The organism is Streptomyces sp. NPDC050528 (genome assembly GCF_044457795.1).
In the GTDB taxonomy this organism is placed as follows: domain Bacteria; phylum Actinomycetota; class Actinomycetes; order Streptomycetales; family Streptomycetaceae; genus Streptomyces.
Genome location: NZ_JBITHH010000004.1, coordinates 434,418 through 457,777, shown reverse-complemented (window position 1 = coordinate 457,777; position 23,360 = coordinate 434,418). Strand labels below are relative to the sequence as shown.

At 70.2% G+C, this 23,360-nt stretch carries 20 protein-coding genes and 1 pseudogene; 7 read left to right on the top strand and 14 right to left on the bottom strand.

The genetic code is table 11. The features are described from left to right. Positions 1 to 13: 13 nt before the first annotated feature. The 3 genes from sthA to ACIBK4_RS17010 all read left to right on the top strand — a co-directional run bounded on the left by sthA (position 14) and on the right by ACIBK4_RS17010 (position 4,086). Complete coding sequence (sthA, locus tag ACIBK4_RS17020; RefSeq protein WP_398995528.1) at positions 14 to 1,417, top strand: Si-specific NAD(P)(+) transhydrogenase; 1,404 nt, start codon at positions 14 to 16, stop codon at positions 1,415 to 1,417. Between the two features lie 225 nt (positions 1,418 to 1,642). Then, on the top strand, positions 1,643 to 3,115 hold the full coding sequence (locus tag ACIBK4_RS17015) for an APC family permease (RefSeq protein WP_398995527.1): 1,473 nt from the start codon (positions 1,643 to 1,645) through the stop codon (positions 3,113 to 3,115). Between the two features lie 11 nt (positions 3,116 to 3,126). Then, positions 3,127 to 4,086 (top strand): hypothetical protein, encoded by a 960-nt coding sequence (locus ACIBK4_RS17010; RefSeq protein WP_398995526.1) that lies wholly within the window; start codon positions 3,127 to 3,129, stop codon positions 4,084 to 4,086. Positions 4,087 to 4,118: 32 nt separating this feature from the next. Here the strand turns inward: ACIBK4_RS17010 and ACIBK4_RS17005 are convergent, their stop codons facing one another. The 3 genes from ACIBK4_RS17005 to efeU all read right to left on the bottom strand — a co-directional run bounded on the left by ACIBK4_RS17005 (position 4,119) and on the right by efeU (position 8,803). Continuing rightward, entirely contained in the window at positions 4,119 to 5,282 is a 1,164-nt protein-coding gene (locus ACIBK4_RS17005) for a HoxN/HupN/NixA family nickel/cobalt transporter (RefSeq protein WP_398995525.1), read from the bottom strand. A gap of 159 nt (positions 5,283 to 5,441) precedes the next feature. Next, the gene (gene efeB / locus ACIBK4_RS17000; protein ID WP_398995524.1) at positions 5,442 to 6,713 is read right to left on the bottom strand and encodes an iron uptake transporter deferrochelatase/peroxidase subunit; all 1,272 of its coding nucleotides are present in this window, start codon (positions 6,711 to 6,713) and stop codon (positions 5,442 to 5,444) included. 56 nt (positions 6,714 to 6,769) lie between these two features. Further along, positions 6,770 to 8,803, bottom strand: coding sequence for an iron uptake transporter permease EfeU (efeU, locus tag ACIBK4_RS16995; protein WP_398995523.1), 2,034 nt, complete (start codon positions 8,801 to 8,803; stop codon positions 6,770 to 6,772). Between the two features lie 223 nt (positions 8,804 to 9,026). Here efeU and ACIBK4_RS16990 point away from each other — a divergent pair, with 223 nt between their 5' ends. The 3 genes from ACIBK4_RS16990 to ACIBK4_RS16980 are packed head-to-tail and all read left to right on the top strand — an operon-like array spanning position 9,027 to position 10,989. Further along, a complete protein-coding gene (locus ACIBK4_RS16990; protein ID WP_398995522.1) occupies positions 9,027 to 9,704 on the top strand; it encodes a DedA family protein in 678 nt (225 codons plus the stop codon). Then, positions 9,701 to 10,306, top strand: coding sequence for a phosphatase PAP2 family protein (locus ACIBK4_RS16985; RefSeq protein ID WP_398995521.1), 606 nt, complete (start codon positions 9,701 to 9,703; stop codon positions 10,304 to 10,306). Before ACIBK4_RS16990 ends, ACIBK4_RS16985 begins: the two co-directional genes overlap by 4 nt. Continuing rightward, positions 10,303 to 10,989: a phosphatase PAP2 family protein gene (locus ACIBK4_RS16980; RefSeq protein WP_398995520.1), complete on the top strand. Its 687-nt coding sequence runs from the start codon at positions 10,303 to 10,305 to the stop codon at positions 10,987 to 10,989. The genes ACIBK4_RS16985 and ACIBK4_RS16980 overlap by 4 nt, the downstream gene beginning before the upstream one ends. A gap of 6 nt (positions 10,990 to 10,995) precedes the next feature. Here the strand turns inward: ACIBK4_RS16980 and ACIBK4_RS16975 are convergent, their stop codons facing one another. From ACIBK4_RS16975 to ACIBK4_RS16930, 10 genes and pseudogenes are all read right to left on the bottom strand, one after another. Continuing rightward, positions 10,996 to 11,679 (bottom strand): ATP-binding protein, encoded by a 684-nt coding sequence (locus ACIBK4_RS16975; RefSeq protein WP_398995519.1) that lies wholly within the window; start codon positions 11,677 to 11,679, stop codon positions 10,996 to 10,998. Positions 11,680 to 11,825: 146 nt separating this feature from the next. Beyond that, the gene (locus ACIBK4_RS16970) at positions 11,826 to 12,812 is read right to left on the bottom strand and encodes an anti-sigma factor RsbA family regulatory protein (protein WP_398995518.1); all 987 of its coding nucleotides are present in this window, start codon (positions 12,810 to 12,812) and stop codon (positions 11,826 to 11,828) included. A gap of 73 nt (positions 12,813 to 12,885) precedes the next feature. Further along, positions 12,886 to 15,213 carry an ATP-binding protein gene (locus ACIBK4_RS16965; protein WP_398995517.1) on the bottom strand — a complete coding sequence of 776 codons (2,328 nt, stop codon included), beginning with the start codon at positions 15,211 to 15,213 and terminating at the stop codon, positions 12,886 to 12,888. 179 nt (positions 15,214 to 15,392) lie between these two features. Further along, the gene (locus tag ACIBK4_RS16960) at positions 15,393 to 17,486 is read right to left on the bottom strand and encodes an alpha-galactosidase (protein WP_398995516.1); all 2,094 of its coding nucleotides are present in this window, start codon (positions 17,484 to 17,486) and stop codon (positions 15,393 to 15,395) included. A gap of 74 nt (positions 17,487 to 17,560) precedes the next feature. Next, a complete protein-coding gene (prcB, locus tag ACIBK4_RS16955) occupies positions 17,561 to 18,415 on the bottom strand; it encodes a proteasome subunit beta (RefSeq protein ID WP_398995515.1) in 855 nt (284 codons plus the stop codon). Between the two features lie 86 nt (positions 18,416 to 18,501). Next, positions 18,502 to 19,458, bottom strand: coding sequence for a YbhN family protein (locus ACIBK4_RS16950; RefSeq protein WP_398995514.1), 957 nt, complete (start codon positions 19,456 to 19,458; stop codon positions 18,502 to 18,504). After that, entirely contained in the window at positions 19,455 to 20,936 is a 1,482-nt protein-coding gene (locus ACIBK4_RS16945; protein WP_398995513.1) for a hypothetical protein, read from the bottom strand. The genes ACIBK4_RS16950 and ACIBK4_RS16945 overlap by 4 nt, the downstream gene beginning before the upstream one ends. 183 nt (positions 20,937 to 21,119) lie before the next feature. Continuing rightward, positions 21,120 to 21,629: a hypothetical protein gene (locus ACIBK4_RS16940; RefSeq protein WP_398995512.1), complete on the bottom strand. Its 510-nt coding sequence runs from the start codon at positions 21,627 to 21,629 to the stop codon at positions 21,120 to 21,122. Between the two features lie 32 nt (positions 21,630 to 21,661). Continuing rightward, a pseudogene (locus ACIBK4_RS16935) lies at positions 21,662 to 21,847 on the bottom strand (alpha/beta hydrolase); the annotation flags it as partial. Positions 21,848 to 21,996: 149 nt separating this feature from the next. Further along, positions 21,997 to 22,398: an alpha/beta hydrolase gene (locus ACIBK4_RS16930; RefSeq protein ID WP_398995511.1), complete on the bottom strand. Its 402-nt coding sequence runs from the start codon at positions 22,396 to 22,398 to the stop codon at positions 21,997 to 21,999. Between ACIBK4_RS16930 and ACIBK4_RS16925 the strand changes: the two genes are divergently transcribed. Then, a complete protein-coding gene (locus ACIBK4_RS16925; RefSeq protein ID WP_398995510.1) occupies positions 22,397 to 22,579 on the top strand; it encodes an HAD-IA family hydrolase in 183 nt (60 codons plus the stop codon). The genes ACIBK4_RS16930 and ACIBK4_RS16925 overlap by 2 nt on opposite strands. A gap of 37 nt (positions 22,580 to 22,616) precedes the next feature. Here the strand turns inward: ACIBK4_RS16925 and ACIBK4_RS16920 are convergent, their stop codons facing one another. Then, positions 22,617 to 23,321, bottom strand: coding sequence for a GntR family transcriptional regulator (locus ACIBK4_RS16920; RefSeq protein ID WP_398995509.1), 705 nt, complete (start codon positions 23,319 to 23,321; stop codon positions 22,617 to 22,619). Positions 23,322 to 23,360 lie beyond the last annotated feature (39 nt).

The following is a 23,360-nucleotide window of genomic DNA, read 5'->3' as shown; positions in this document are numbered from 1 at the left end:
ACAGACTCCGGAGGTGCCCGACTTCGACATGCTTGTCATCGGTTCAGGACCGGGCGGCCAGAAGGCCGCCATCGCCGCGGCCAAGCTGGGCCGCCGGGTCGCCGTCGTCGACCGCCCCGACATGGTCGGTGGGGTCTCCATCCACACCGGGACCATCCCCTCCAAGACGCTGCGCGAGGCGGTGCTCTATCTCACCGGTCTCACCCAGCGCGATCTGTACGGGCAGAGCTATCGCCTGAAGGACGACATCACCGTCGGCGACCTCACCGCGCGCACGCAGCACGTGGTCAGTCGTGAAGTGGACGTCATCCGCAACCAGTTGTCCCGCAACCAGGTCTCCCTGTTCGCCGGCACGGGCCGCTTCGTCGACCCGCACACCGTCGCGCTGACCGAAATCACCGGCCACGAACGGCTGTTGACCGCCGAGAACATCATCATCGCCACCGGTACGCGTCCCGCGCGGCCGGACACCGTCGAGTTCGACGGGCGGACCATCATGGACTCGGACAACGTGCTGGACCTGCCCAAGGTCCCGCGGTCCATGGTCATCGTCGGCGCGGGCGTGATCGGCATGGAGTACGCCTCGATGTTCGCGGCGCTCGGCAGCAAGATCACCGTGGTGGAGAAGCGCGCCGGGATGCTCGACTTCTGTGACCTGGAGGTCATCGAGTCGCTCAAGTACCACCTGCGGGACCTCGCCGTCACCTTCCGCTTCGGGGAGACCGTGGCCGCCGTCGAGCGGCACGCCAACGGCACGCTGACCGTGCTGGAGAGCGGCAAGAAGATACCGGCCGACGCCGTGATGTACTCCGCGGGGCGGCAGGGTCTGACCGACGAACTCGACCTGGACAAGGCCGGGTTGTCCGCCGACCGGCGCGGCCGGATCGACGTCGACGAGAACTTCCGCACCGCCGTGCCGCACATCTACGCCGTCGGCGACGTCATCGGCTTCCCGGCCCTCGCGGCGACATCGATGGAACAGGGCCGTACGGCCGCGTACCACGCTTGCGGTGAGCCCGTGCACCGGATCGACGACCGGCAGCCCATCGGCATCTACACCATCCCGGAGATCAGTTTCATCGGGAAGACGGAGGACCAACTCACCGAGGAGTGCGTGCCGTTCGAGGTCGGGATCTCCCGCTACCGCGAACTCGCGCGCGGCCAGATCATCGGCGACTCGCACGGCATGCTCAAGCTGCTGGTCTCCCCCACGGACCGCAGCCTGCTCGGCGTGCACTGCTTCGGCACCGGCGCGACGGAACTCATTCACATCGGCCAGTCGGTGATGGGCTGCGGCGGCACGGTCGACTATCTCGTCGACGCGGTCTTCAACTACCCGACGCTCGCCGAGTCTTACAAGGTCGCCGCCCTCGACGCGACGAACAAACTGCGGCAGATCGACCGACTCGGCGACTGACCGTTCACAGGAGATTACTGGCTGGTCAATCTTGAAAGGTCAAGAGGTACGGCTATCATCACACCCACACACGGTGTGACCGTCCGCCGACGCAGCGGTTCAACGGGTATCCACCCTTCCCTTTTTGTTGTTCCGACCGGCCACTGACCCGAGGCCATCCCTCTCCGGGTCCGGCGCCGGTTCGCGCAACCCCCCACGTCGTGCAAGACGGAAAGCAGCGCATCCATGAGCAACAACAGGGGCAGAGGGCTGCAGGCCAATGCCCTCGGTACGTTCGACACCGTGGTGATGGCCGTGGCGGGCAGCGCCCCGGCGTACTCGATCGCGGCGACCACCGCGGTCCTGGTCGGCGCGGTGGGGCTGGCCAGTCCGGCGGCGCTCCTGTACTGCGCGATACCGATGCTGGGGATCGCGCTGGCGTTCAGCTATCTCGGCCGTATCGACGTGAACGCGGGGGCGAGTTACTCCTGGGTGGGCCGCACCCTGCACCCCTTTCTCGGCTTCATCAGCGGCTGGGCCCTGGTGGTCTCCGCGACCATCTTCATGGTCGCCGGGTCACTGCCCGCCGGGTCGATGACACTGTCCCTCTTCGACCAAGGCCTCGCGGACAACACGGCGTTGTCGACGGTGGTCGGTGCCGCGTGGTTCGTGATCATGCTGCTCGTGGTGCTCGGCGGGGCCCGGCTCACGGTCCGGGCCCAACTCCTCATGTCCGGCATCGAGTTGGGGATCCTGGCGCTGTTCGCGGTGTTCGCCCTCGTCCACAGCGACAACGCCCGTGCCTTCGACTGGTCCTGGCTGGGCTTCAGCCACTTCGACGGGGTGTCCGGCTTCGCGTCGGGCGCGCTCATCGCCGCGTTCTACTACTGGGGCTGGGACGTCACCAGCAACCTCAGCGAGGAGACCCGCAACAGCCGTCGTACGACCGGACTCGCGGGCCTGATCGGCGTCGGCATCGTCTTCCTGCTCTTCGAGGTGTTCACCATCGCGGTGAACATCATCCTGACCTCGCGGCAGATCGAGAACAACGACGCCAACGTGCTGGCGGTGCTCGGCGACGAGCTGTGGCCTGGCTGGGGCGGCAAGTTGCTCATCGTGGCGGTGATGCTGTCGACCATCGCCACCCTGGAGACCACCCTCATCCAGGTCACGCGCTCCCTGTTCGCGATGGGCCGCGACCGTACGATGCCGGCCGCACTCGGCAAGGTGCACCGGACCTGGAACACGCCCTGGGTCGCGATCAGCGTGGTCGGCGGGGTGGCGCTGGTGATGTTCATCGCGTCCAACGCGCTCGGTTCGGTGGGCGAGATCCTCTCCGACGCGATCTCGGCGATCGGTCTGCAGATCGCCGTGTACTACGGCCTCGCGGGCCTCGCGGTGGTCGTCGCGTACCGCAAGATGCTCTTCAAGTCGGCGGCGAACTTCCTCTTCGGCGGGCTGTGGCCGCTGTTCGGCGCCCTGTTCATGTTCTGGATCTTCGTCGAGTCGCTGAGCAGCCTGAGCAACGCGGCGATCACCATCGGCGTGGGCGGCCTGGCCGTGGGGCTGGTCCCGATGCTCTGGTACTGGAAGCAGGGCAGCGACTACTACCGCCCCTCGCGCCTCGACGCCACGCACACCGTCGAGACGGACTACGTCCCGGACGACTTCGTGCCCGAACAGTCCCGGGTCCATCAGGGTCTCCCGACCGACTTCTGAGGGGCACCCCGATGGCGCGAGACCGCTTCACCCCCGACTTCGACCCCGACTGCGGGGACGCGCCCCTCAGTTCGACCCGCCACGACATCGTCATCGGCCGCTGGCAGGGCCTGCGGGACCTGCTGCGCAACACCGGCGCGCACTGGCTCGGCCGGGGCCACCGGGTCCGGACGCTGGCGCAGGCCTGCGCCAGCAGTTCGACGGTCGAGTCATGGCTGGCGGCCGAGCCGCACAGCGCCGACGCGCTCACGCTGCGGGCGGCGACGGAGACGGCCCGGGCGTTCAACATGGCCATCGCGGCGGGCCGGGGCGTGCCGATCGACCGGAACCGCATCGACGCCGCCGTCATGGCCTGCCTCCAGGCCGCGGAGGCGTACCCGGACGACCCCACCCCGTGGATCTCCCTGATCTCCGTGGCCCGCCTCTACCCCTCAGGTGTACGACGCCAGGAACTCGCCCGCTGGTGGGACGAGTTGCACCGGCGCGACCCCTACAGCGTCGAGGGCCACCTCCAGGTCCTCCACTACTACTCGTCCCGCTGGCACGGCAGTCACGGCCTGATGTACGACTTCGCCCGCGACGCGGCGGGCGTCGCACCGCCCGGCTGCACCCTTCCGGTCCTCGTGCAGTACGCCCGCGTCGAGGAGTACCGTTTCGCCCTCGACGCCGCGAAGGGCCGGCAGGCGGCGGTGGGCCTCGGCCAGCACTGGACCCACGACGGCGCCGTCAGCGACGTCCGCCGCACCTGGCAGCGCTGGATCACGGCCCGCGAGGACGGACCCTTTCCGCCCGGCGAACTCCGCGACCTCAACTACCTTGCCCACGCGGCCTGTTACGCGGGCACGAAGGACATCTCGGCGGCGGTGCTGGGGATGATGGGACGCCGGGCGACGACGACTCCGTGGTCGTACACCGGGGACGCGGAGAAGCAGATCGTGAAGTGGCGGAAGGAGTTGGGGGTGCGGACGTGAGTGGCCCGGTTCGTCACTGTGCCCAACAGCGGCTATTCAGCGGGCTGTTGCGCCGGTTGAGCCAGGCTCGCCGTCCACTTTTCCTCGATGCGGCCGAACTTCCACACCAGTAGGGCCACCACCCAGGTCGCGAAGAACAGGCCGACGATGAGGAAGCCGATGACGTTGAGGTCGAGGCCCGCGATCCAGTCCCAGAAGAAACCGTGCAGGTCGAGCTTCTCGGCGAACAGGCCCAGGAGTTCGACCGTGCCGATGATCAGGGCGACGGCGACGGACAGGCCGGTGATCGTGAGGTTGTAGTAGACCTTGCGGACCGGCTTGGAGAAGGCCCAGCCGTAGGCGAAGTTCATGAACGTGCCGTCGATCGTGTCGAGCAGCGACATACCGGCGGCGAACAGGATCGGCAGGCACAGGATCGCGTACCAGGGCAGGCCGGACGCGGCGCCCGAACCGGCGAGGACCAGCAGCGCGATCTCCGTCGCCGTGTCGAAGCCGAGGCCGAAGAGCAGGCCCAGCGGGTACATCTGCCAGGACTTGGTGATCGACTTCATGAAGCGGCCGAGGATGCGGTTCATGAAACCGCGGTTGTTCAACTGCTCCTCCAGCGCGGCCTCGTCGTAGTGCCCGGAGCGCATCTGGCGGAAGACCTTCCAGATGCCGGCCATGATGACGAGGTTGATGCCGGCGATGACGTAGAGGAACGTGCCCGAGACCGTCGTACCGATCAGGCCGGTGACGTCGTGGAGTTGGGAGTTGTCGTCGCGGACCGGGTTGGCCAGCGCCTTCACACCGAGGGAGAGCAGGAGGGTCAGGCCGAAGACGATGCTGGAGTGGCCGAGCGAGAACCAGAAGCCCACCGACAGCGGTCGCCGGCCCTCGCTCATCAGCTTGCGGGTCGTGTTGTCGATCGCCGCGATGTGGTCCGCGTCGAACGCGTGCCGCATGCCGAGCGTGTACGCGGTCACGCCCATGCCGACGCCGAAGGACTTCTCGCCGACGCTGTAGTGCCCCGGCGCCACGATCCACACCAGCGTGAACCAGCCGATCACGTGCAGCCCCAGCACGAACGCGGCCATCCCGCCGACCCGCGTCCACTCCTGCCGCGTCATCGACGTACGGACGCGGTACCAGAGCGAAGGCCGCGAAGCCGCGGCCGTGACAGGGAGGGTCGAGGTGGATTCAGGGGCGGCCGTCATCGAAGAGGGCCTTTCTGCCGGGTACAGGTACGGGTGTGAGCATGGCTGTGCGGTTGCCGCGAGCAACCTCGTGCCATCCTCCCGTACCTGCAACCCATTCGCAGTAACGGTCGGCAAAGACCACGGCAGGTCTTGCCCAATGGGAGGGAAAATCCCAGGTCAGGTCGCCATCAAACCCCTGCCGAGCCAGTCCTTGGCGTCCTTCACACCTGGCAGCGCGTAGAAGTAGCCGCCGCCGGTCGGGGAGATGTAGTCGACGAGCGGCTCGTCGATCAGCCTCGTCTGGGTCGCTTCGAACTGCCGTCGCACGTCCTGCTGGTAGCAGCAGAAGACGAGGCCCATGTCGAGGTTGCCGACGGCGTCGATGCCCCGGTCGTAGTTGTAGCCGCGGCGCAGGATGCGTGAGGTGTCGGTGGCGGCGGTGCGCGGGTTGGCCAAGCGGATATGGGCGTCGAGCGGGATCGCCGTGCCCTTGGGGTCCTTGGCGTAGTGCGGGACGTCCGTCTCCTTGGCGCCGTCCAGCGGGGCGCCGGTGTCCTTGCGGCGGCCGAACATCAGCTCCTGTTCGCTGAGCGAGACCCGGTCCCAGAACTCGACGAGCATGCGGATGATCCGGATCACCTGGTAGCTGCCGCCGCTCGCCCAAGCCGGTTCGCCCTGTCCGTCGCCGACCCAGATCAGCCGGTCGGTCTCGCGGGTGGACTTCACGTCCGGGTTGGCTATGCCGTCCTTGAAGCCGAGCAGGTTGCGCTGGGCGCCGGTGGGGCGCGGGGTGTTCTGGAAGCCGTCGATACGCCACTTGATCTGCATGCCGCCGCGCGTGTGCCGGGCGATGTCGCGCAGCGCGTGCAGCACCGTGTCCTGGCGCGCGCCGCACACCTGGAGCGACAGATCGCCGTGGCACTCGGCCGCGCGCAGGTTGTCGTTGGGGAACGTCTTCATCGGGGTCAGCCGGCTCGGTTTGGCCTTCGCGAGTCCGTAACGGTCGTCGAAGAGGGACGCGCCCACCCCGACGGTGACCGTGAGCGCGTCGGCGGGGACGTCCGGCCCGAGGATGCCGTTGTCGGCGGGCGGCGCACCGACACCGAGGTCGGCGGGGGTACCGCCGGAGGTGAGGAACCGGGCCCGTTCGGTGATCGTCCGCAGCAGGTCGGCCAGTTCGGCCCGGTTGTCGGCGATCACGTCCAGGGAGACGAAGGTCGCGGCGGCCGGGGCGGAGGTGAGGATGCCGGCCTGATGGGCGCCGTGGAAGGGCACCTTGGCGCCGTTGACCGTGTCGGCGGCCTGGGCCTCCGCACTCCCACCGGTCTCGGCAAGCGCGAACGCCCCACCCGCCAGCACCGCGCCGGCGGCCCCGGCACCGAGCGCCGTCCGAACGAAGGAACGACGACCGGCTCCAGCCGGACAGCGAGGGGTTTCGGCGGACGGCATCGGACGGGTCCCTTCATTGCGCACGTTCTCGGAGCCAGGTGTGTTCTCGGTACTCATCAGGCCGACTTCCTGATCTCCAGCAGGTCCGGCACCGGTGCCAGGTCCTCCAGCAACTGCCCGGTGGCCCCGTCGAGTTGGGCCTTCGCCGTACCGTTCAATTGCTCGACCGGCGTCCAACTCCCGCCCTGGTGCGCCGAGTCGAGCAGCTTCTGCAGTCGGGCGATGTCGGCGTCGACGCCCGGAAGCAGCTTCGGGGACTCTTTGGTGAGCAGCGGCTTGAGTACGGTGAGCAGCTCGCGTGTGCCCGCGAGGTTGCTGTCGACGGTCGCGAGGTTGGTGCCGCTGCCCTCGTCGGTGTCGCCGGTCAGCTCGAACTGCAGGGCGTTCTCCAGGATTTCGTGGGCCCGCAGCGGCAGGTCACCGGGGTCGAAGTCCTGGGTGGGGAACGCCTTGCGCAACCCCACGACAGCGGCGGCGAGTTGCTGCGCGGGCGCCTTCAACTCGCCCGCCGACTGCCCGTGCCAGAGCCCGTACTCGATGCGGTGGAAACCCGCGAAGTCCTTGTTCTCGACTCCCCCGGCCAGCCCGTCGGCCCGGCCGTTGATCTTCTGGTCGAAGTCCTCGAACGTGCCGTAGGCCGCGCCGAGGGAGGAGTACGTGCGGTGTGCGGTCAACCAGTCGGTGCGTGCCTTGGCGAGGTGGTTGCCCGCGATGTCGGCGCCGAGTTGCCGGGTCTGGGTTTCGAGCGTGGCCAGGCCCTGGTCGACGTACACCTTGTAGGCCTTGAGGGGTGCGGCGAGGTCGTTCTCGGAGACGGGGACGACCGCCTTCACCGCTCCTCCCCCGCCGCTGACGTGGACCGTGGCGGAGGTGACGGCCTTCGCACCGGTGGGCACGCAGCGCCAGGCGTACGAGCCGCCCGCGACGGTGGCGACCAGGTCCCGGGTGGTGCCGGGAGCGAGGCCCTCGACCTCGCCGTAGACCGCGTTGGTGGCCGGGTCGATCAGGTACACCTCGGCGGTCTTGTCGCCGGTGTTGTGCATCTGGAAGGTCTGCCGGCCGGTGTCGGGCGCGGTGAAACCCTTGCCGCACTCCGTCTCGGAGACGGCCACGGTCTCCGAACTCGCGGGCTTGGGGCGGGAGAAGGCGACGACGAGACCGGCGACGACCGCGGGTACGGCCACCACGGCGACCGGCACGACCCAGACGGGTCGGTGGCGCGGCGACGACGGGGTGGGCTCGCTCAACTCGGTGTGTGCAGGCGTGGGTTCGGGCGTTTTCGCCTTCACGCCGCGCACGAACAGCGGCATCACCACCGCCAAGTAGCCGACGTAGCCCACCACTTGGAGCCAGGTCATCGTGGGCATCAGGTTGAAGACGCCCTGGATGAGGGTGCTGTACCAGGAGCCCGCGTCGACGCTGCCACTGAGGTCGAAGGCGTAGGCGGTCTGGCCGGGGAGGATGCCGCCCTCCTGGAGGTCGCGCAGTCCGTAGCCGAGGACGCCGGCCGCGATCACGATGAGGACGGCGCCGGTGGCGGTGAAGAACTTCGTGAGGTTGATCCGGAGGACGCGGCGGTACAGGCCCCAGCACAGGGCCGCCGCGAGGACGAGTCCGATGCCGGCGCCGGTCAGGGGGCCCGCGGATTCACCGGCCGCGCGAGCCGTGGTCCACAGGAACAGGGCCGTCTCCAGGCCCTCGCGGCCCACCGCGAGGAACGAGGTGAGCATCAGCACGCCCGCACCCATGCCGAGCGCGCCGGTCACCTTGTCCCGGATCTCGCCGGAGAAGGTGCGGGCCGAGCGGCGCATCCAGAACACCATGGCGGTGACGAACGCGACGGCGATCACGCTGAGGACGCCGCCGAAGGCTTCCTGGGCCGTGGCGGAGAGGTTCGCCGCGGTGAAGGTGAGGACGGCGCCGAAACTCAGCGCGAGGGCGATCGCGGCCAACACGCCCGTCCACACCTGTGGCAGCCGGGACTTGGCGTCGGCGCGGACGAGGGTGGCGATCAGGATCGAGACGATGAGTCCCGCCTCCAACCCCTCCCGCAACCCGATCAGAAAGCTCGGAAACGCGTCGTCCCACATTGGGTGCGACCCCTCCTGGGTTAGTGCAGGCATGCCTTACTTCGCGGACCATCATGACTACATGCGTGTAGTCGATCAGTCATGAAGTGGCAACGGCCGGGCAAAAGTGCGGAACTTTCCCCTCACGGTTTTCGTCTACAGTTGAGTAGACCGTCTACAGATTTGTAGTCAAAGATGGGTGTCGTACGAGACGCCCGACCGTTCGGCGAAGGGGCTCACGACGATGACCACACCCTTGGACCTGGCGTCCCAGCTCGCCGTGAACGTGCTGGACGCCAAGTCGCTGCTGGCCGCCTTCGGGGTGCTGGGGGTCGGCGTGGTGATGTTCGCCGAGACGGGCCTGCTGATCGGGTTCTTCCTGCCCGGCGACTCCCTGCTGTTCACAGCGGGTCTGCTGTGCACCGGCGGCGCCGACCGAGCCGTGAAGCTGTCGTTGCCGCCCCTGCTGGTCGCGGCGGCGGTGGGCGCGCTGGCCGGAGCGCAGTGTGGGTATCTGCTCGGGCGGAAGGCGGGCGGTGCGCTGCTCGCCCGCAGTCAGTCGGCCCACCTGCACGAGGGCGCCCGGCGGGCCGAGGAGTTGCTGGAGCGGTACGGCCACGCGAAGGCGATCGTCCTGGCCCGGTTCGTGCCCGTGGTGCGGACGGTTCTGAACCCCATGGCGGGCGCACTCGGCGTGCCCGTACGGACGTTCACCGTGTGGCAGGTCGTCGGTGGACTGGTGTGGAGCCTGGGGCTGACGCTCGCCGGGTACGCGCTGGGTTCCTCGATCCCGAACGTCGACAAGTACCTGTTGCCCATGGTCGCCGTGATCGTGGTCGTGTCGTTGCTGCCCCTCGCCGCCGAGGTGTACCGCTCCCGCAAGGCGTCCCGTGCGGCGAAGGCCGGGGAGGTGCGCGGATGATCCTGGTCGCGTTCCAGGGGTCGTCGATCGACGGCGAGGCCTACACGGATGTGGTCGACTCCGCGCAGCACGCGCCCGGTTGGCTGGACGGCACGGTCTCGGCGTGGTCGACGTACGGGCTCGCGGTGTTCGCCGTGCTGATGGTCGTGGGCTGGTGGCGGGCGCGCCGGGTCGGTGCCGAGGCGGCGGTGACGGCGCTGGCCGTGCCGGTGGTCGTGGTCGCCGCGTACGGCATCGACACGCTGCTCAAGTCGGCGGTGCGGGAGAGCCGGCCCTGCCGGAGTCTGCGGGTGACGACGCTGGAGGCGTGTCCGGCGCCGGGCGACTGGTCCTTCCCCAGCAACCACGCGACGATCGCCGCGGCGGCTGCGGTCGCCCTGTTCTTCGTCTCCCGCCGCCTCGGTGCGGTCGCCGCTGTGGCCGCGCTCGCGATGGCCCTCTCCCGGGTGTGGGTCGGGGTCCACTATCCGCACGACGTCGTGGCGGGCGTGGCGGTCGGCGCGCTCCTGGCACTCGGCGCGATGGTCCTGCTGAGACGATGGCCGGACTCCCTGGCCCGGCGGATCACGGCCACCCGGCTGCGACCCCTGCTGGTGTCATGAACCGCAAGGACATCTCCGAACTGGCGGGCAGCGTCGGCCTCGGCGCCTGGACCGCGTTCGGCGTGCTGAGCATGGTCGTGATCGGGCACGAGGGCGCCCCGCTGTTCGGGGACGAGGACGCGCTGTCCTGGTCCGTCGCGCACCGCCCGGACATGGCCCTGGCGGTGGCCCGCGGCCTGACCGCGACCGGCACGGGCGTCATCCCGTACGCGCTCGTCGTCCTCGCCGGACTCCTCACCGGCCGCACCGCACGCCAACGCCTCCTCGCCGCGACCCTGGCCCCCACCTGCCTCGCCACCGGCCAGGGCCTGCGCTACGGCGTGATGGAACTGGTCGCGCGGCCCCGCCCGGCGCTGGGCAACTGGGCCACGCACGCCTCGGGTTGGTCCTTCCCCTCCGGCCACACCACCACGGCGGCACTCACCGCCGGGCTGGTGATCCTCGCGATATCCGTGCGCGCCCCGCACGGGAGAACCGCGCTCTGCCTGGCCGTCGGCTGCTGGGGCGCGCTGGTCGGACTCACCCGGGTGTATCTGGGCGTGCACTGGTTCACGGATGTCATCGGCGGCTGGCTGTTCGCCGTCGGCTGGCTCGGGGTGTGCCTGTGCGCGGCGGCCTGGTGGCTGCCGACGCGCCTGGTCGCCGACGGAGCCGAATCGCCGAGGGAGCACACCCACCTCTAGCCGTACTCAGGCGGAAACAGCCGCCGGCGCCGAACCGCGGGCCGGCCGGGACGCCGTACGAGGTCGCGGGTGTCGGGGTCGGTGGCGGCCGAGCAGTCCCAGATCCTCCTCGGTGCCGTCGCCGTCGGGACTGTAGTGGTGGTCCGTCCGCTCGTGGTGCGACTCGGTGCGGGCGTACGACTCTTGGGGCCGTGGCCGAGCCGGTGCCGGGAGGTGCGCGTCCGTCTCCACCGCGTCGCCCTCGCTGTCCGATGCGTCGAGCCGCAGCTCGAACCACACCTCCTTGCCCTCCTCCACGAGCCGACTGCCCCAGCGGTGGGCGAGTGCGTCGACGAGGAACAGTCCGCGGCCGTTCTCGCTGTCGAGGTCGAGGGCGCGGTCGTCGTCGCTCTCGGTCTGCCGGTGTGGCGGTCGGGGAAGGTGGCGCCGCTCGTCCGCGACCTCGCAGCGCAGGGTGCCGATGCCGAGGGAAAGGGTGAGCCGGTAGCGGCCGCCCGCGTGTACGACGGCGTTGGTGGCGAGTTCGCTGACCAGCAGTTCGGCGATGTCCACCAGGTCCTGGAGGCCGTACTCGGACAGCCGTTTGCGGACGAGTTCCCTGGCCTGGCGGACCGAGGACTTTCCCGGGCCCAGGATCGTGGTGCAGCCTTCGCCCACGGTCGGCAGGCCGCGTGGACGGTCGTTCGGCATGGTCGTTTCCCTTCGGCCCGTGGGGCGTTCGGTTCGTGCGGTGCGAAGCCGGGTCCGCCGACAACAGACCCGGCCTCCTCTCCACCATGCGTCCGCCGTGCCCTTCGAGGCGCGGGGGGAACTACCCGAATCCGCGGGCCGGTTCGTCAACCTGCCGATACGAGGTCCGTCTCCATGCGGATGGTCCACCCCTCCTTAGCCCCGTCGCCGGACCGCATGTCCACGAACTCGCAGACCTGCCGGGTGTGCCAGAGCCCGTCCTCCGGCCGTGCTTCGGCGCCCGGCGGCCGGAAGCCGAGGAACGGGTCGGTGATACGGCCGCGTGGGGTGCGGAGTTCGCAGATGATGCGCTGCCGGGTCGACCACAGGCGCAGGTGGGCGCGGTCGCAGCCTTGGGAGGCCGCGTAGCGTGTGGCACCGGACACGGCCTGCCCGAAGCGGGCCGCCTCGTCGGCTGCCATGCCGCGGGCCCGTGCCTGGTCTGCGGCGAACCGGTGGCCGGCGGTCAGGTCCCCGGCGAGGCCGACGCCGACCGCGTCCTGCGGCGGGGCGGGCAGCGGGCCGAGGCCCTGGGTCGCGTAGACGGCGGGTTCCGTGAAGAGCGAACTGGGCTGGATTCCCTGCCTGTTGAGTTCCGTGGGGTGGGTGTGGCGGGCGGCGTCGACAACGTCCGGTGGTGCGGTGCGGGTGTCGTAGAGGCACATCAGGTCAGGCGGGGCGCCGGTGAAGAGTTCGGTGGCGAGGGCCTCGTACCGCTTCCACTCGGGGATCTGGCGCGGCGAGCGGCCGTCCCAGACCGGCTCGCCCGTCATGTGGAGGCGGCCTTCGGGGCTCGCGTGCGTGACGTAGTAGTCGAGGGCGGTGGCCATGCTGTTCGCGGGGCTTCCCCGGTACCACCAGGTGGAGTCGCGGAAGTCGACCCGGCCGGCGTCCGGGCCGAGCGCGTCCCGCAGCAGGTCCAGTTTGCGCGGGGTGGTGATGACCACCGGGTCCGGTTCGTCCTCGGCGAGAATGCCGTCCCTGAGGAACGGCACCACCACCGCCAGGAACTCATCGTCGGAGGAGTGGATGCCGGCGTGGTGCTTGACGGGTGGGACGGACGGGGTGGGCGTGCTGGGTTCTCCGTGTTCCATTGGTCTGCCTTCCTTCTCGGTGGGTTCGCGGCAGTACGTGGTCTCGGCGGTACGTCGTCACGGCCGTACGGCATCAAGGGCGGGTGGCCCGGCGTCCCTCGGTCCAGACGGCGACCTGGCTGCGTGAGGTGAAGCCCAACTTGCTGAGGATGCGCTCGACATGACCCTCCGCCGTGCGCAGCGCGACGACCAGCCGGTCGGCGATCTGCTGGTTGGTCAGCCCCTCCGCGATCAGCTCGGCGACCTCGCTCTCGCGGCGGGTGAGCGGGCTGTCGAGCACCGGCCGGGGCGCGGACTCCCGCTCGCCGAGCGCGTAGGCCACCGCGTGGTCCGAGGTGAGGGCGAGGCCTTCGCGGTAGGCGTTCTGGAACGCGGCATCGCCCAGCAGCGCGCGGGCGCCGTCCTCGGCCTCGGTGCGCACCGGGCCGTGGGACGGAGTGCGGTCGAGGGCGACGTGGGCGTCCTGCCAGATCCGCTTGACGGCGCCCAGCAGGACGGCGGCGGCGCGGCCCTCGCCGTCGCGGGCGTGGACGGCGGCGAGGAGTTCCAGTGTCATGCCGGTACCGAACACGTCGCCGACCGCCCGCTTGAGCCGTAGACACTCCCGGGCATGGACTCCGGCCGCCGCCTGGTCGCCCTTGGCCCATTCGGCGAAGGCGAGGATGCGCAGGAGGTAGGAGTGGATCCACTGTTCGCCGTGGGCCAGGCAGATCTGCCGGAACTCCTCGCACAGGGCCATGGCACGGTCGAACTCGCCCTGGATCGCGAGGACATGGGCCAGTTCCACGTACTTGAAGCCGACCAGGCTCATCGACTCGCCCGCGCGCGGCGGCCGGGAGAGCGCGTCCTCGTACACGGCCCTGGCCCGCTCGTAGTCACCGCTGATCAGGCAGGCGCCGCCCCGGCCGAAGAAGGTGTGCGCGACCTCGGCCTCGTCGCCCAGCCGGAGGGCGAGGTCGCGTGCCTCCTCGACGAGGGGCGCGGCGCGGACGGCGTTGCCCTGGCTGAGCAGCATCAGGGCGAGGGCCCACAGGGCGCGGGCGCGTGCGACGGTGGGCTCGGGTGCGGCGGCGAGCAGGCGCTCCAGCCAGTACCGGCCCTCGACCAGGGCGCCGGTCGCGAACCAGAAGAACCACAGATGCCCGGCGAGTTTCAGCCCGGCCCGCAGCTCCCCCGGTGTGGTCAGGCAGAACTCGAACGTCGAGCGGATCAGGTCCGACTCCGCGTGCAGCCGTCGTACCAACTCCGGCTGGTCGGGGCCGAACCAGCGCTCCTCGCACTCCTCGACGAAGTCCAGGCACCAGTCCCGCGCCCGGCGCCGGGCCGCCTCCTCCGCGTGGGCGCCGTCCTCGCGGAGCCGGTCGAGGCCGTACTGCCGGATCGACTCCAGCATCCGGTACCGGGCATGCACGGCGTCGCCGTCCCGGACCAGCAGCGACTTGTCGACCAGACCGGCGACGGCGTCCACCAACTCGTCGCGGTCCAGGCCGGGTTCGGCGCACACCTCTTCCGCGGCGCCCAGGTCGAAGCTCCCGGCGAAGACGGAGGCGCGTGCCCACACCGCCCGCTCCTCCCGGGTGCACAGGTCATGGCTCCAGTCGACGGCCGCGCGCAGGGTGCGGTGCCGGGGCAGGGGGTCCTCGCCGTCCGTTCCGTACGCGCCGTCGGCCAGCAACCGGTAACGCCGGTCGAGGCGTTCGAGCAACTGCTGCACTCCGAGTGCGCGCATCCGTACGGCTGCCAGTTCGATCGCGAGCGGCAGTCCGTCCAGCCTGCGGCACAGGGCGGCCACGGCGTCCTGGTTGGCCTCGGTGAGGGAGAACCCGGGGAGGACGGCGGCGGCCCGGTCGGCGAACAGGGCCAGTGCCGGGTACTCCAGCGCGGGCTTGGGAGGCAACGGCTCGCCCGCCGTGGGGGTCGCCAACGGCTGGAGTTCCAGGACGTGTTGGGCGGGCACGTCCAGGGGATGCCGGCTGGTGGCGAGCACGCGCACCCCGTCGGTCTCCGCGAGCAACGTCTCGACGAGCCGTGCGCACGCGTCCGCCAGGTGCTCGCAGTTGTCCAGGACGAGGAGCGACTCCCGGCCCTGGAGATGGTCGCCGAGGACCCGCACGGGCGAACGACCCGACACGTCACGGATGTTGAGCGCCTCGATCAGGGCGAGCGGCACCAGCGAGGCGTCCCGCACACCGGCCAGCTGGACGAGGTGCACCCCGTCGGCGAACGCCCGCGCCAGCCGGGGCACGGCGTGCAGCACCAGCCTGGTCTTGCCGACACCGCCCGTCCCGGTGAGGCTCACCAGCCGGTGGGCGGTCACCAGACGTTTGACCTCGGCGGTCTCCTGACGCCGGCCGACGAAACTCGACGTCCTGACGGGTGGGCCAATGGTCTGCCGTGTCACGGATACCTGCACAATCGGTCCCGCCTCCGAAAGTGGTACGCCCGGTGCCCGCCATGGCCTCGCCGCGCATGGACGTCCAGAACTCTATGGGCGGGACCCGGACGAAACACCTCCAGCCCGGCATTGCCAGATGAAGGCGCATTCCTGACGGAATATGCGCAGGGACTGACGCAGGGCGATCAGCTGTGGATCAAGCGTGCCAGCACAGCGGTGCCGGCCCGAGGCAGCGAAACCGTCAACCGCCCCTCGGCCGCGTCCCATCGCACATCGGCATCGGCGGTGGTCGGGTACAGCACCGTGGGCCGCACGCGCGCCCCGAGCAGGTGCGGGACGGTGAAGGTGCACTCGGTGTCGCCCGACTCCCGCCTCCAGAGCGCCACATACGTGGCGTCCTCCCCACGCAGCCCCTGGGCGATCCACCCGTCCTCCCACCCGGGCAGCCCCAACGGCCAGAACGGCCGCGCCACGCCGATCTCCGCCCGGACCTCCCGGTAGACGGAGATCGCCGAGCGGACGAGGTCGAACTGCTCGTCGTTCATGCGGTTGAGGAACCCGGAGAGATGGATACGGCCGAGGAGCGGGCCGGTGAGGGTGAAGGCGATCTCGTCGAGACTCTGGTTCGGCTGGGGGTACGCCCACACCGCGGCCTGCTCCGGCGCCACGGCGGTGGCGGCCGAGGCGGCGATGGGCGGGTAGCGCAGGGGGTCCTGTTGGTCGCTGGTGGACTGGAGCTGGGCGACGGCCAGTTGGGCGTAGTCCATGCGCAGACCGCCCGATCCGCAGTTCTCCAGGACGAGTTGGGGATGGCGGTCGAGGAGTCCATGCATCCAGTCGAGGTGGGCGCGGTGGTGCCCGAGCAGTCCGGCGCCCGCGCTCTCGGTCCCGTTCTCCGTCCCCGGCCCGATGTTGACGTTGTAGTCGAGCTTCAGATAGCCGACGCCCCACTCCCCCACCAGCCGGTCCACGACCTCGTCGAGATGGGCGCGGGCGGCCGGGTGGCGCAGGTCCAGGTGGTGCCGGCCGTGTTCCGTGACGCGCAGACCGCCGCGCCGGAAGAACGCCTCGGGCGGCAGTGTCTGCGCCAACGGGCTGCGTACGCCCACGACTTCGGGCTCCAGCCACAGGCCCGGGGTCATGCCGTGCTTCGTGATCGCGTCCAGGACTTCCTGGATGCCGCCCGGGAAACGGTTGGGCGCGGGCTCCCACGCGCCGACGGCGTCCCACCAGCCCTGCGCGTCGTCGTCGTACCAGCCCGCGTCGATGACGAACACCTCCGCACCGGCACGCGCCGCCGCCTCGATGAGCGGGAGGAGCCGTTCGGTGGTGGGGTCGCCCATCAGGGTGTTCATGTAGTCGTTGTAGATCACCGGGAGGGTGCGGTGATCGGGGTGGGGCCTGCGGATGCTCCGGCGATAGTCCGTGAGGGTCCCGAAGGCCGCGTCCAGACCGCCGGTCTCCGCACGGACGAGAACGGCGGGAACGGTATGGAACTCCTCACCGGGCAACAGGAGTTGATGCCATTGGTGATGGGCGTCGTCGGGCCCGAACAGGGCGACGTAGGCCGCGCCTTCACGTTCACCGGTCTCGAAGCGCCAGCCCGCGCTGGACTCGATCTGCCACAGCCACGCACCACCGTCCCGGTCGGTGACGGCGGCGACGGGAAGGTGGCGTCCGGTGGACCAACTCCCTTGTGAGGAGCGCTCGAAGCAGCCGCGCCCCTCGTGTCCGTGGGCGGACCGGTTCAACGGCACGACCTGGTCGCGGAGTTGGGCCTGGCTCCAACGGCATTCGGCGAGCCAGTCGTTGTCGGCCCAGTGCAGGGTCAGCCCGTCGAGACCACCGTCGGCATCACAGATCCCGCCGAGGGTCAGGGTCGTCACGCTCTCCAACCGGACTGGTTCCACACCCTCGTTGACGAGCCGCACCCGCGAGCGCAGGAAGCCCGCGCCGGCACTCGCCTCCAGGGTGACTTCGGCGGCCAGCCCGGTCACCGGGTCCGCCAGCCGGATCGTCGTACGCTCCCGGTTCCCCTCCCGCGCGGTTTCGTGGTCGCGGTAGGCCAGCCGGTCACCGATCACCGTCTCGATGAAACGCTCCCCCGACCAGTTGCGCCCGTGCCCCGTGGCGGTGACCTCGACGAGCGGCACCAGGCGGTCCCAGTCCTGACCGGCCGCCCCCAGCCGGACCCCTCCGGCGGCATCGACGAAGGCGTGCAGCCCCAGCGCCGGATGCGACCAGACAGGGGACGGCTTATCGGCTACGGCACTGGTCAACGCGTTTCCCTTTCCGCGACGGTACGGCCCCGACGCTACCGCCCGCCCTCTCCGCGGCCGTGGGCCAGGGTCGTTCAGGGCGCGGCGGTCGGCCCGTCCGGACGGCTCCGGCGCTGCTCGACCATCTCGCGGGCCAGCGCCTCGGTCTCCGGCTCCGGGAGCCGTTCGAAGCCGTCCTCGGTGATGACCGACACGATGGGGAAGATACGGCGGTTGATGTCGGGCCCGCCGGTGGCCGAGTCGTCGTCGGCCGCGTCATAGAGGGCCTGCAGCGCTGCCAGTGCCGCGTCGCGCCGGGACATGCCCTGGTGGAACAGCTTCTTGAGGGCGCCCCTGGCGTACGGGGAGCCGGAGCCCTCGGCGTGGAAGTCCGGCTTCTCGTAGGTGCCACCGACGACGTCGAAGGTGAAGATACGGCCCTTGGCGCCCTCGGGGGCCGCCGGGTCGTAACCGACGAGAAGGGGTACGACGGCGAGGCCCTGCATGGCCTGGTCGAGGTTCTGCCGGATCAGGGCGGCGAGGCGGGTGGCCTTCGCGTTGAGGGTCATCGGGATGCCCTCGATCTTCTCGAAGTGCGTGAGCTCGACCTGGTACAGCTTCACCATGTCGACGGCGAGCCCGACCGTGCCGGCGAAGGCGACCGCGGTGTAGTCGTCCGCGGGGTGCACCTTCTCCAGGTCGCGCTGTGCGATGACGTTGCCCATGGTGGCCCTGCGGTCGCCGGCGATGAGTACGCCGTCGCGGTAGGAGAGGGCCAACACCGTGGTGCCGTGCGGGACTTGGCCGTCGGCGGCGCGGACACCGGCCGGTAAGGGGCTGCGGGTGGGCAGCAGCGTGGGCCGGTGCGTCGCCAGGAACTCGCTGAAGGACGGGGTCCCGGGAGTGAAGAACTCGTCCGCCAACCGGCCGCTGGTCTCGTTCTCCGCCATCCGACTCTCCCTCATCCGTTCTCCCTCATCCGTGGACCGATATCGGACTCCTACCTGAACCGGCCGCGGGGGAAACGCAGTGGGGATCAGAGCGCCTTGCGCCGCACCAGCACCCCGAGCACCAGCAGACCGGGGATCAACGGCAGCCACACGGTGAGCAACCGGTAGCCGAGGACGACGGAGGCGGCGGCCGACGCCGTGGTTCCCGAGGCGGTGAGCGCGAAGACCAGGGCGGCGTCGAGGGAACCGATACCGCCCGGTGTGGGCAGCAGAGCGGCGGCGCTGCTGGCGGCGAGGTACAGCAGCGCCACCCGGGCCGGGGACAGGGGCAGTTCGACGGCCTGGGTGACACAGATCAGCACCAGACAGTTCAGCGCGGCGAAGGCCAGCGAGCCGCCCCACAGGGCAGCCGCCCGGTGCGGCCGGACGTGCACGGCCCGGATGTCGGTCAGCACCGTGCCGACAGCGCGCCGACACCGGGGCCACAGCGGGCAGTTGAGCAGCACGGTCACAAGCACGAGGACGGCGAGTACGACACCCACCACGCCCAGAGAGATGTCCGGGACGCGCAGCACGCCCGGGCAGACCGCGGCGAGGACGCCGATCAGTACGATCCGGACGACCACGCCTGCGGTGGCCTTGACGGCGAGAGCGCTGGCCGAACGGCCGACCGGCAGCCCGCAGCGCATCAGGAAGCGCAGGTTGACGGCACCGGCGCCGAGTCCGGCGGGCAGTACATGGTTGGCGGCGGACGCGGCGAGCTGCGCGGCCACCAGCCGTCCGCCGGGCAGCCGTTGGGGCACGGCGCCCTGCTGGGCGAGCGCCGAGCACACCCAGGTCCCGAGCGCGGCGGTCGCCGCCACCAGCAGCCATCCCTGATCGGCGACGGCGAGCTGCCCGGCTCCGCGCGCGAGGACGGGCCAGTGCCGTCGCACGAGACAGACGACGGCGACCAGGACGACGAGGGTCAACGCGCTCTGCCAGTAGGCATGTCGGCGGCGGTTGGGGGTCGTCGTCCGGGTGGGCGTGGGCGGTGCCGTCATCCGCCTCCGCCCTTCTCCGCGCTCGGGGAGACCCGGAGGTCCAGCGTGCCGTAACGGTGCACGGTCCAGTCGCGGGCGTACGTCGGTGGGCGGCCGCCGGCCGGCGTGATGGCGGCGACGGGCATGCGAAGCGCCGTACGGTCGAGGGCCGTACGGGAGATGTTGGCGTTGTGCCCCCCGGTCGCGGCGGAGCCACAGCCCATGGAGAACGCGATCGGGATGGCGTCCTGGCCGGTGAGCAGGCAGGGCTTGCGGACGCCGAGGCGGTGGAGTTCGTCGGCGGTGCGGGACCAGTCGCGGTGCTGGGTGTTCGTACGGCTCACCGTTCGTTCCAGGACGGCGAGTTGGACCGCCAGATGCCCGGCGAGCCCCACCGCGAGCAGGGTCACGGCCACTCTCCGCCAGGCTCCGGTCGGTCTGGTGACCAGGTGGATCAGCGCGTCGGCGACCGGGATCGCGACCAGCGCGTAGGCGGGCAGCAGGAAGCGCGGGGCGGCGTAGCCGATCATGAACAGGTACGGGAAGGCGGCCGTGGCGGCACAGGCGAGCGGGACGAGGGTGGCCGTCGTGCGCCGCGCCCGGACCGCCACGACGAGTCCGACGACGGCGAAGACGGGCAGCACGAGCCACCACACGTCGACCACCGGGTTGGGCATCTCCCCCGTGCACGGGCGGCACAGGGCGCGTCCGCCCAAGCTGCGCAGCTGGTCGAGCACCGCGACGTTCCAACCCAGTCCGCCCTCGATGGCCGAGGCCTCGTGCAGCCGCTCGGTCAGGCCGCCGTAACTGACGTACGCCTCGATCACCCACTCCACGGCTCCGGACGCGAGCCCGGCAAGGAGGACGACGAGGAGGCGCCGGCGTCGGCCGGCCACCACGAGAACGAGCAACGGCAGCGTCGCCCACACCGCGTCGGTCGGCCGCATCCACGCCATCAGGGACGCGCTCGCCGCCAGGCCCCACAGGGCGGCCCGGTCGGAGCCGTCGGCCCGGGCGCGCAGGCAGCAGCCCGCGGCGGCGAGGGCGCCCACGGCGACCCAGTAGTTGGGCATGGCCTGCGGACCGTAGAAGAGGGTCACCCAGAGGGAGGCGAACAGGGCGCCCGCCAGGGCGAGGACGCGGGTCGGGAAGAGGCCGCGCCAGGTGCGGAGGGCGAGGAACAGGGCGAGGCCGGAGAGGGCGGCGAGGTAGACGCGGAGCAGGGTGGTGGACGAGGACCAGGAGGTGACGGGGGCGACGAGGAGGGAGATGCCGCGGGAGCGGGGTGCGCTGAAGAAGGCGGCGGGGGCGTGCGTGCTGATCTGGCTGACGTACACGGACTCGTCCCAGCCGAGGCCCAACCCGGGGCGTACGAAGACCAGTTGGGCCAGGGTGAAGACCACCGCCACCACGGCGAGCGGGTACTCCGAACGGCGGGACGCGGTCGGCGCTCCGAGCCGTCGGGTCCCGGCGAGTGTGGCGTACGCGCTGCCGGACATTGCCCACCCCTCCCCCCTACAGTTTGTAGGGTTTCCAGCACCCTACAGCCCGTAGTTCTGAAGCCGGGAGCCGGGGAAAACATGGTCAAACTACCGCGCGGCGGGCGGGGGTGGAGCCTACAGTTCGGCCATGCGGCTGACGGCTCCGCCCGGAGAAGGCCGACGTGTTCTGCTTCCGTCCCGTCAACGCTTCCCCGGCGGCGAAAGGATTCCGACGAACCAGGAGTCCACAGGCCGGCTTTTCCTGTAGAAGGTGTTCGGCTGCACCGGATCGCACAGTGCAACCAGGACGTCACCCTCGCGCAGCTCCACGGCTCTCCGGAATGAGCTGGTCCTGCTTGCCCTCAGGCGAATTACCAAAAATTCCATGTCATGAGGACCAGGTGCAAGCTCGACGAATTTCGGGGCTTTGACGAAGCGGTCCCGAGAACAGATCTCCAGGCCGTTCTCGCGGATGGACACGACACCCGCCCTGTCGGTAAAACTTCGGATCGGCTCTCTGATCTCGGCGATCAGCAGAACCCCCGTCCTGCCGCTCCTCTGCACCCTGCGCAGGAGTTTTCCGGCTCGCCAGGGCATGCGGTTCGCTTCGTCGAGAGTTCTCACGGAGAAAGGTGCGTCGGATCTTTTCATGATCTGGTCGCCCTCGCGCTTGTCGTCACCCAGATCGCCTCCCGTGGCCGTTCCGATCACCGTCCGGTCGGCCGGGGGATTTCCTGGAGGAGTTACTCGACCTCCAGCGTGCCCGACGGCATCAGTCCGCGGGGTGCGGCTTCGAATACATGGAGGTCTGCCGGGGGCCCTGCCGCTCGCAGCGCGCGGTGCATACGTACCGCGTTGGACAGGAACAGGTCCCGGGTACCGCTCGCGAGCAGGGTGGGCGGAAACCCGCGGAGAAGTCGCCGGAGAGGGGCGACAGATACGGATCGGTCAGGTCGCGGTCGCCTGCGTAGAGCAGGTTCACGGGCAGGGTTCCTCGGGTGAGCACGGTGTCGACGCCGAGGTTGGCGCGGAAGGAGTCACCGGATTCGGTGAGATCCAGTTCGGGACCGAGTAAGAGTTAGGCAGCCGGCAACGGCAATCCCTCGTCCCTGACCCGCAGCAGGAGTGCGGCCGTGAGATTGCGGCCTTCGGACGTACCCGCGACGACGATGTCGTGCGGGCTTCGTTCCTTGAGCAGGGCCCGGTGGACGGTGACGCAGTCGTCGAGCGCGGCCGGGTACGGGCGATCGGGCGGCATGCGGTAGTCGACCGCCCAGGTACGTATCCGGACCCGCTGGGCAGTGGCGATTCCGGTCGCGCGGCAGCAGTCGCCGCCTCCGACGAACAACGCACCGCCGTGGATGTCGAGGTAGACCCGCGGATCGTCCCGGTCCGCCTCCGGCGGGGTGACCACGTGGACCCGGGCCTCGTCCACGCGGACGCGTCCGACCTCTGCTCCGTCGACGTTCCGGAGTGACATGTGGCGCAGCAGGACGTCTCGTGCGCCGCGGCCAGCGCACGACGCCTACCTCCACGACGCCCAACTCCTGCACGTGACCCCCGACCGGTGCCTCGCCCACGAGGACACCGACGAGGGCATTACGACAGCCACGGCCGCAGGCATGAACGTGATCGACGTCAGGAACCGGCCCTGGCGGTAAGCCGGTTCCGCCCTGAGTACCCGCGCCCGACCACCGCTCACCCCACCCCGTCCTCCTCGGCGGGGTCGATACCCGCCGGCAGCACCCCGGCCAGCGACTCCAGCGACGGACGCCGCCCCCGCTCCACATGCACGAAGGCCAGGGACGCGGCGAGTTCGGTATCGCCGGCGCAGATCGCCTCGTACAGCTCGCGGTGTTCGGTGCACAGGATGCCCGGGTCGCGGTCGGAGGTCAGCCGGAACAGCCAGCGCACCCGGGCGCTGATGGGCGCCATCAGCGAGTTGAGCAGGCGGCTGCCCGACAGCCGCACGATCGCTTCGTGGAAGGCCGCGTTGGCGGCGGCGATCTCGGCCTGTTGCCCTTCGGCCGTGGCGAGCTCGGCGCGGGCGAAGGCGGGTGAGAGCAGCGCGGTGGAGCGCTCGGCGGCCTGTCCGCTGGCGAGGCGGGCGGCGAGCACTTCGAGGCTCGTGCGCACGCTGAACAGTTCGTCGATGTCGCGCAGGGTCAGCTGGGTGACCATCGATCCGCGCCGGGGCAGCGTGGTGATCAGCCCTTCCGCTTCGAGCTGGGGCAGCGCCTCGCGGATCGGAATCCGGGAGACGTCGAGGCGCTCGGACAGCTCGCGCTCCAACAGCCTTGTGCCGGGCGGCAGTTCGCCTTCGATGATGCCGTCCCGCAGGTACTCGTAGACCTTGTGGACCAAGGAGCGGCCGTCGGTGCCGGAGGAGTCCGTGAGTGACATGGCATACAAGATAGCCGAGGCTCCGTTTGGGCCATCAAG

What these genes read in the sequence shown, in the direction of transcription:
- efeB (WP_398995524.1), bottom strand. Translation starts at nt 6,713, where the DNA reads ATGCCGTCCGCCGAAACCCCTCGCTGTCCGGCTGGAGCCGGTCGTCGT.
- ACIBK4_RS16985 (WP_398995521.1), top strand. Translation starts at nt 9,701, where the DNA reads ATGATCCTGGTCGCGTTCCAGGGGTCGTCGATCGACGGCGAGGCCTAC.
- ACIBK4_RS16980 (WP_398995520.1), top strand. Translation starts at nt 10,303, where the DNA reads ATGAACCGCAAGGACATCTCCGAACTGGCGGGCAGCGTCGGCCTCGGC.
- ACIBK4_RS17005 (WP_398995525.1), bottom strand. Translation starts at nt 5,282, where the DNA reads ATGACGGCCGCCCCTGAATCCACCTCGACCCTCCCTGTCACGGCCGCG.
- efeU (WP_398995523.1), bottom strand. Translation starts at nt 8,803, where the DNA reads ATGTGGGACGACGCGTTTCCGAGCTTTCTGATCGGGTTGCGGGAGGGG.
- ACIBK4_RS16925 (WP_398995510.1), top strand. Translation starts at nt 22,397, where the DNA reads ATGTGGCGCAGCAGGACGTCTCGTGCGCCGCGGCCAGCGCACGACGCC.
- ACIBK4_RS16930 (WP_398995511.1), bottom strand. Translation starts at nt 22,398, where the DNA reads ATGTCACTCCGGAACGTCGACGGAGCAGAGGTCGGACGCGTCCGCGTG.
- ACIBK4_RS16950 (WP_398995514.1), bottom strand. Translation starts at nt 19,458, where the DNA reads ATGACGGCACCGCCCACGCCCACCCGGACGACGACCCCCAACCGCCGC.
- ACIBK4_RS16920 (WP_398995509.1), bottom strand. Translation starts at nt 23,321, where the DNA reads ATGTCACTCACGGACTCCTCCGGCACCGACGGCCGCTCCTTGGTCCAC.
- ACIBK4_RS17010 (WP_398995526.1), top strand. Translation starts at nt 3,127, where the DNA reads ATGGCGCGAGACCGCTTCACCCCCGACTTCGACCCCGACTGCGGGGAC.
- ACIBK4_RS17015 (WP_398995527.1), top strand. Translation starts at nt 1,643, where the DNA reads ATGAGCAACAACAGGGGCAGAGGGCTGCAGGCCAATGCCCTCGGTACG.
- prcB (WP_398995515.1), bottom strand. Translation starts at nt 18,415, where the DNA reads ATGGCGGAGAACGAGACCAGCGGCCGGTTGGCGGACGAGTTCTTCACT.
- ACIBK4_RS16975 (WP_398995519.1), bottom strand. Translation starts at nt 11,679, where the DNA reads ATGCCGAACGACCGTCCACGCGGCCTGCCGACCGTGGGCGAAGGCTGC.
- ACIBK4_RS16945 (WP_398995513.1), bottom strand. Translation starts at nt 20,936, where the DNA reads ATGTCCGGCAGCGCGTACGCCACACTCGCCGGGACCCGACGGCTCGGA.
- ACIBK4_RS16970 (WP_398995518.1), bottom strand. Translation starts at nt 12,812, where the DNA reads ATGGAACACGGAGAACCCAGCACGCCCACCCCGTCCGTCCCACCCGTC.
- ACIBK4_RS16990 (WP_398995522.1), top strand. Translation starts at nt 9,027, where the DNA reads ATGACCACACCCTTGGACCTGGCGTCCCAGCTCGCCGTGAACGTGCTG.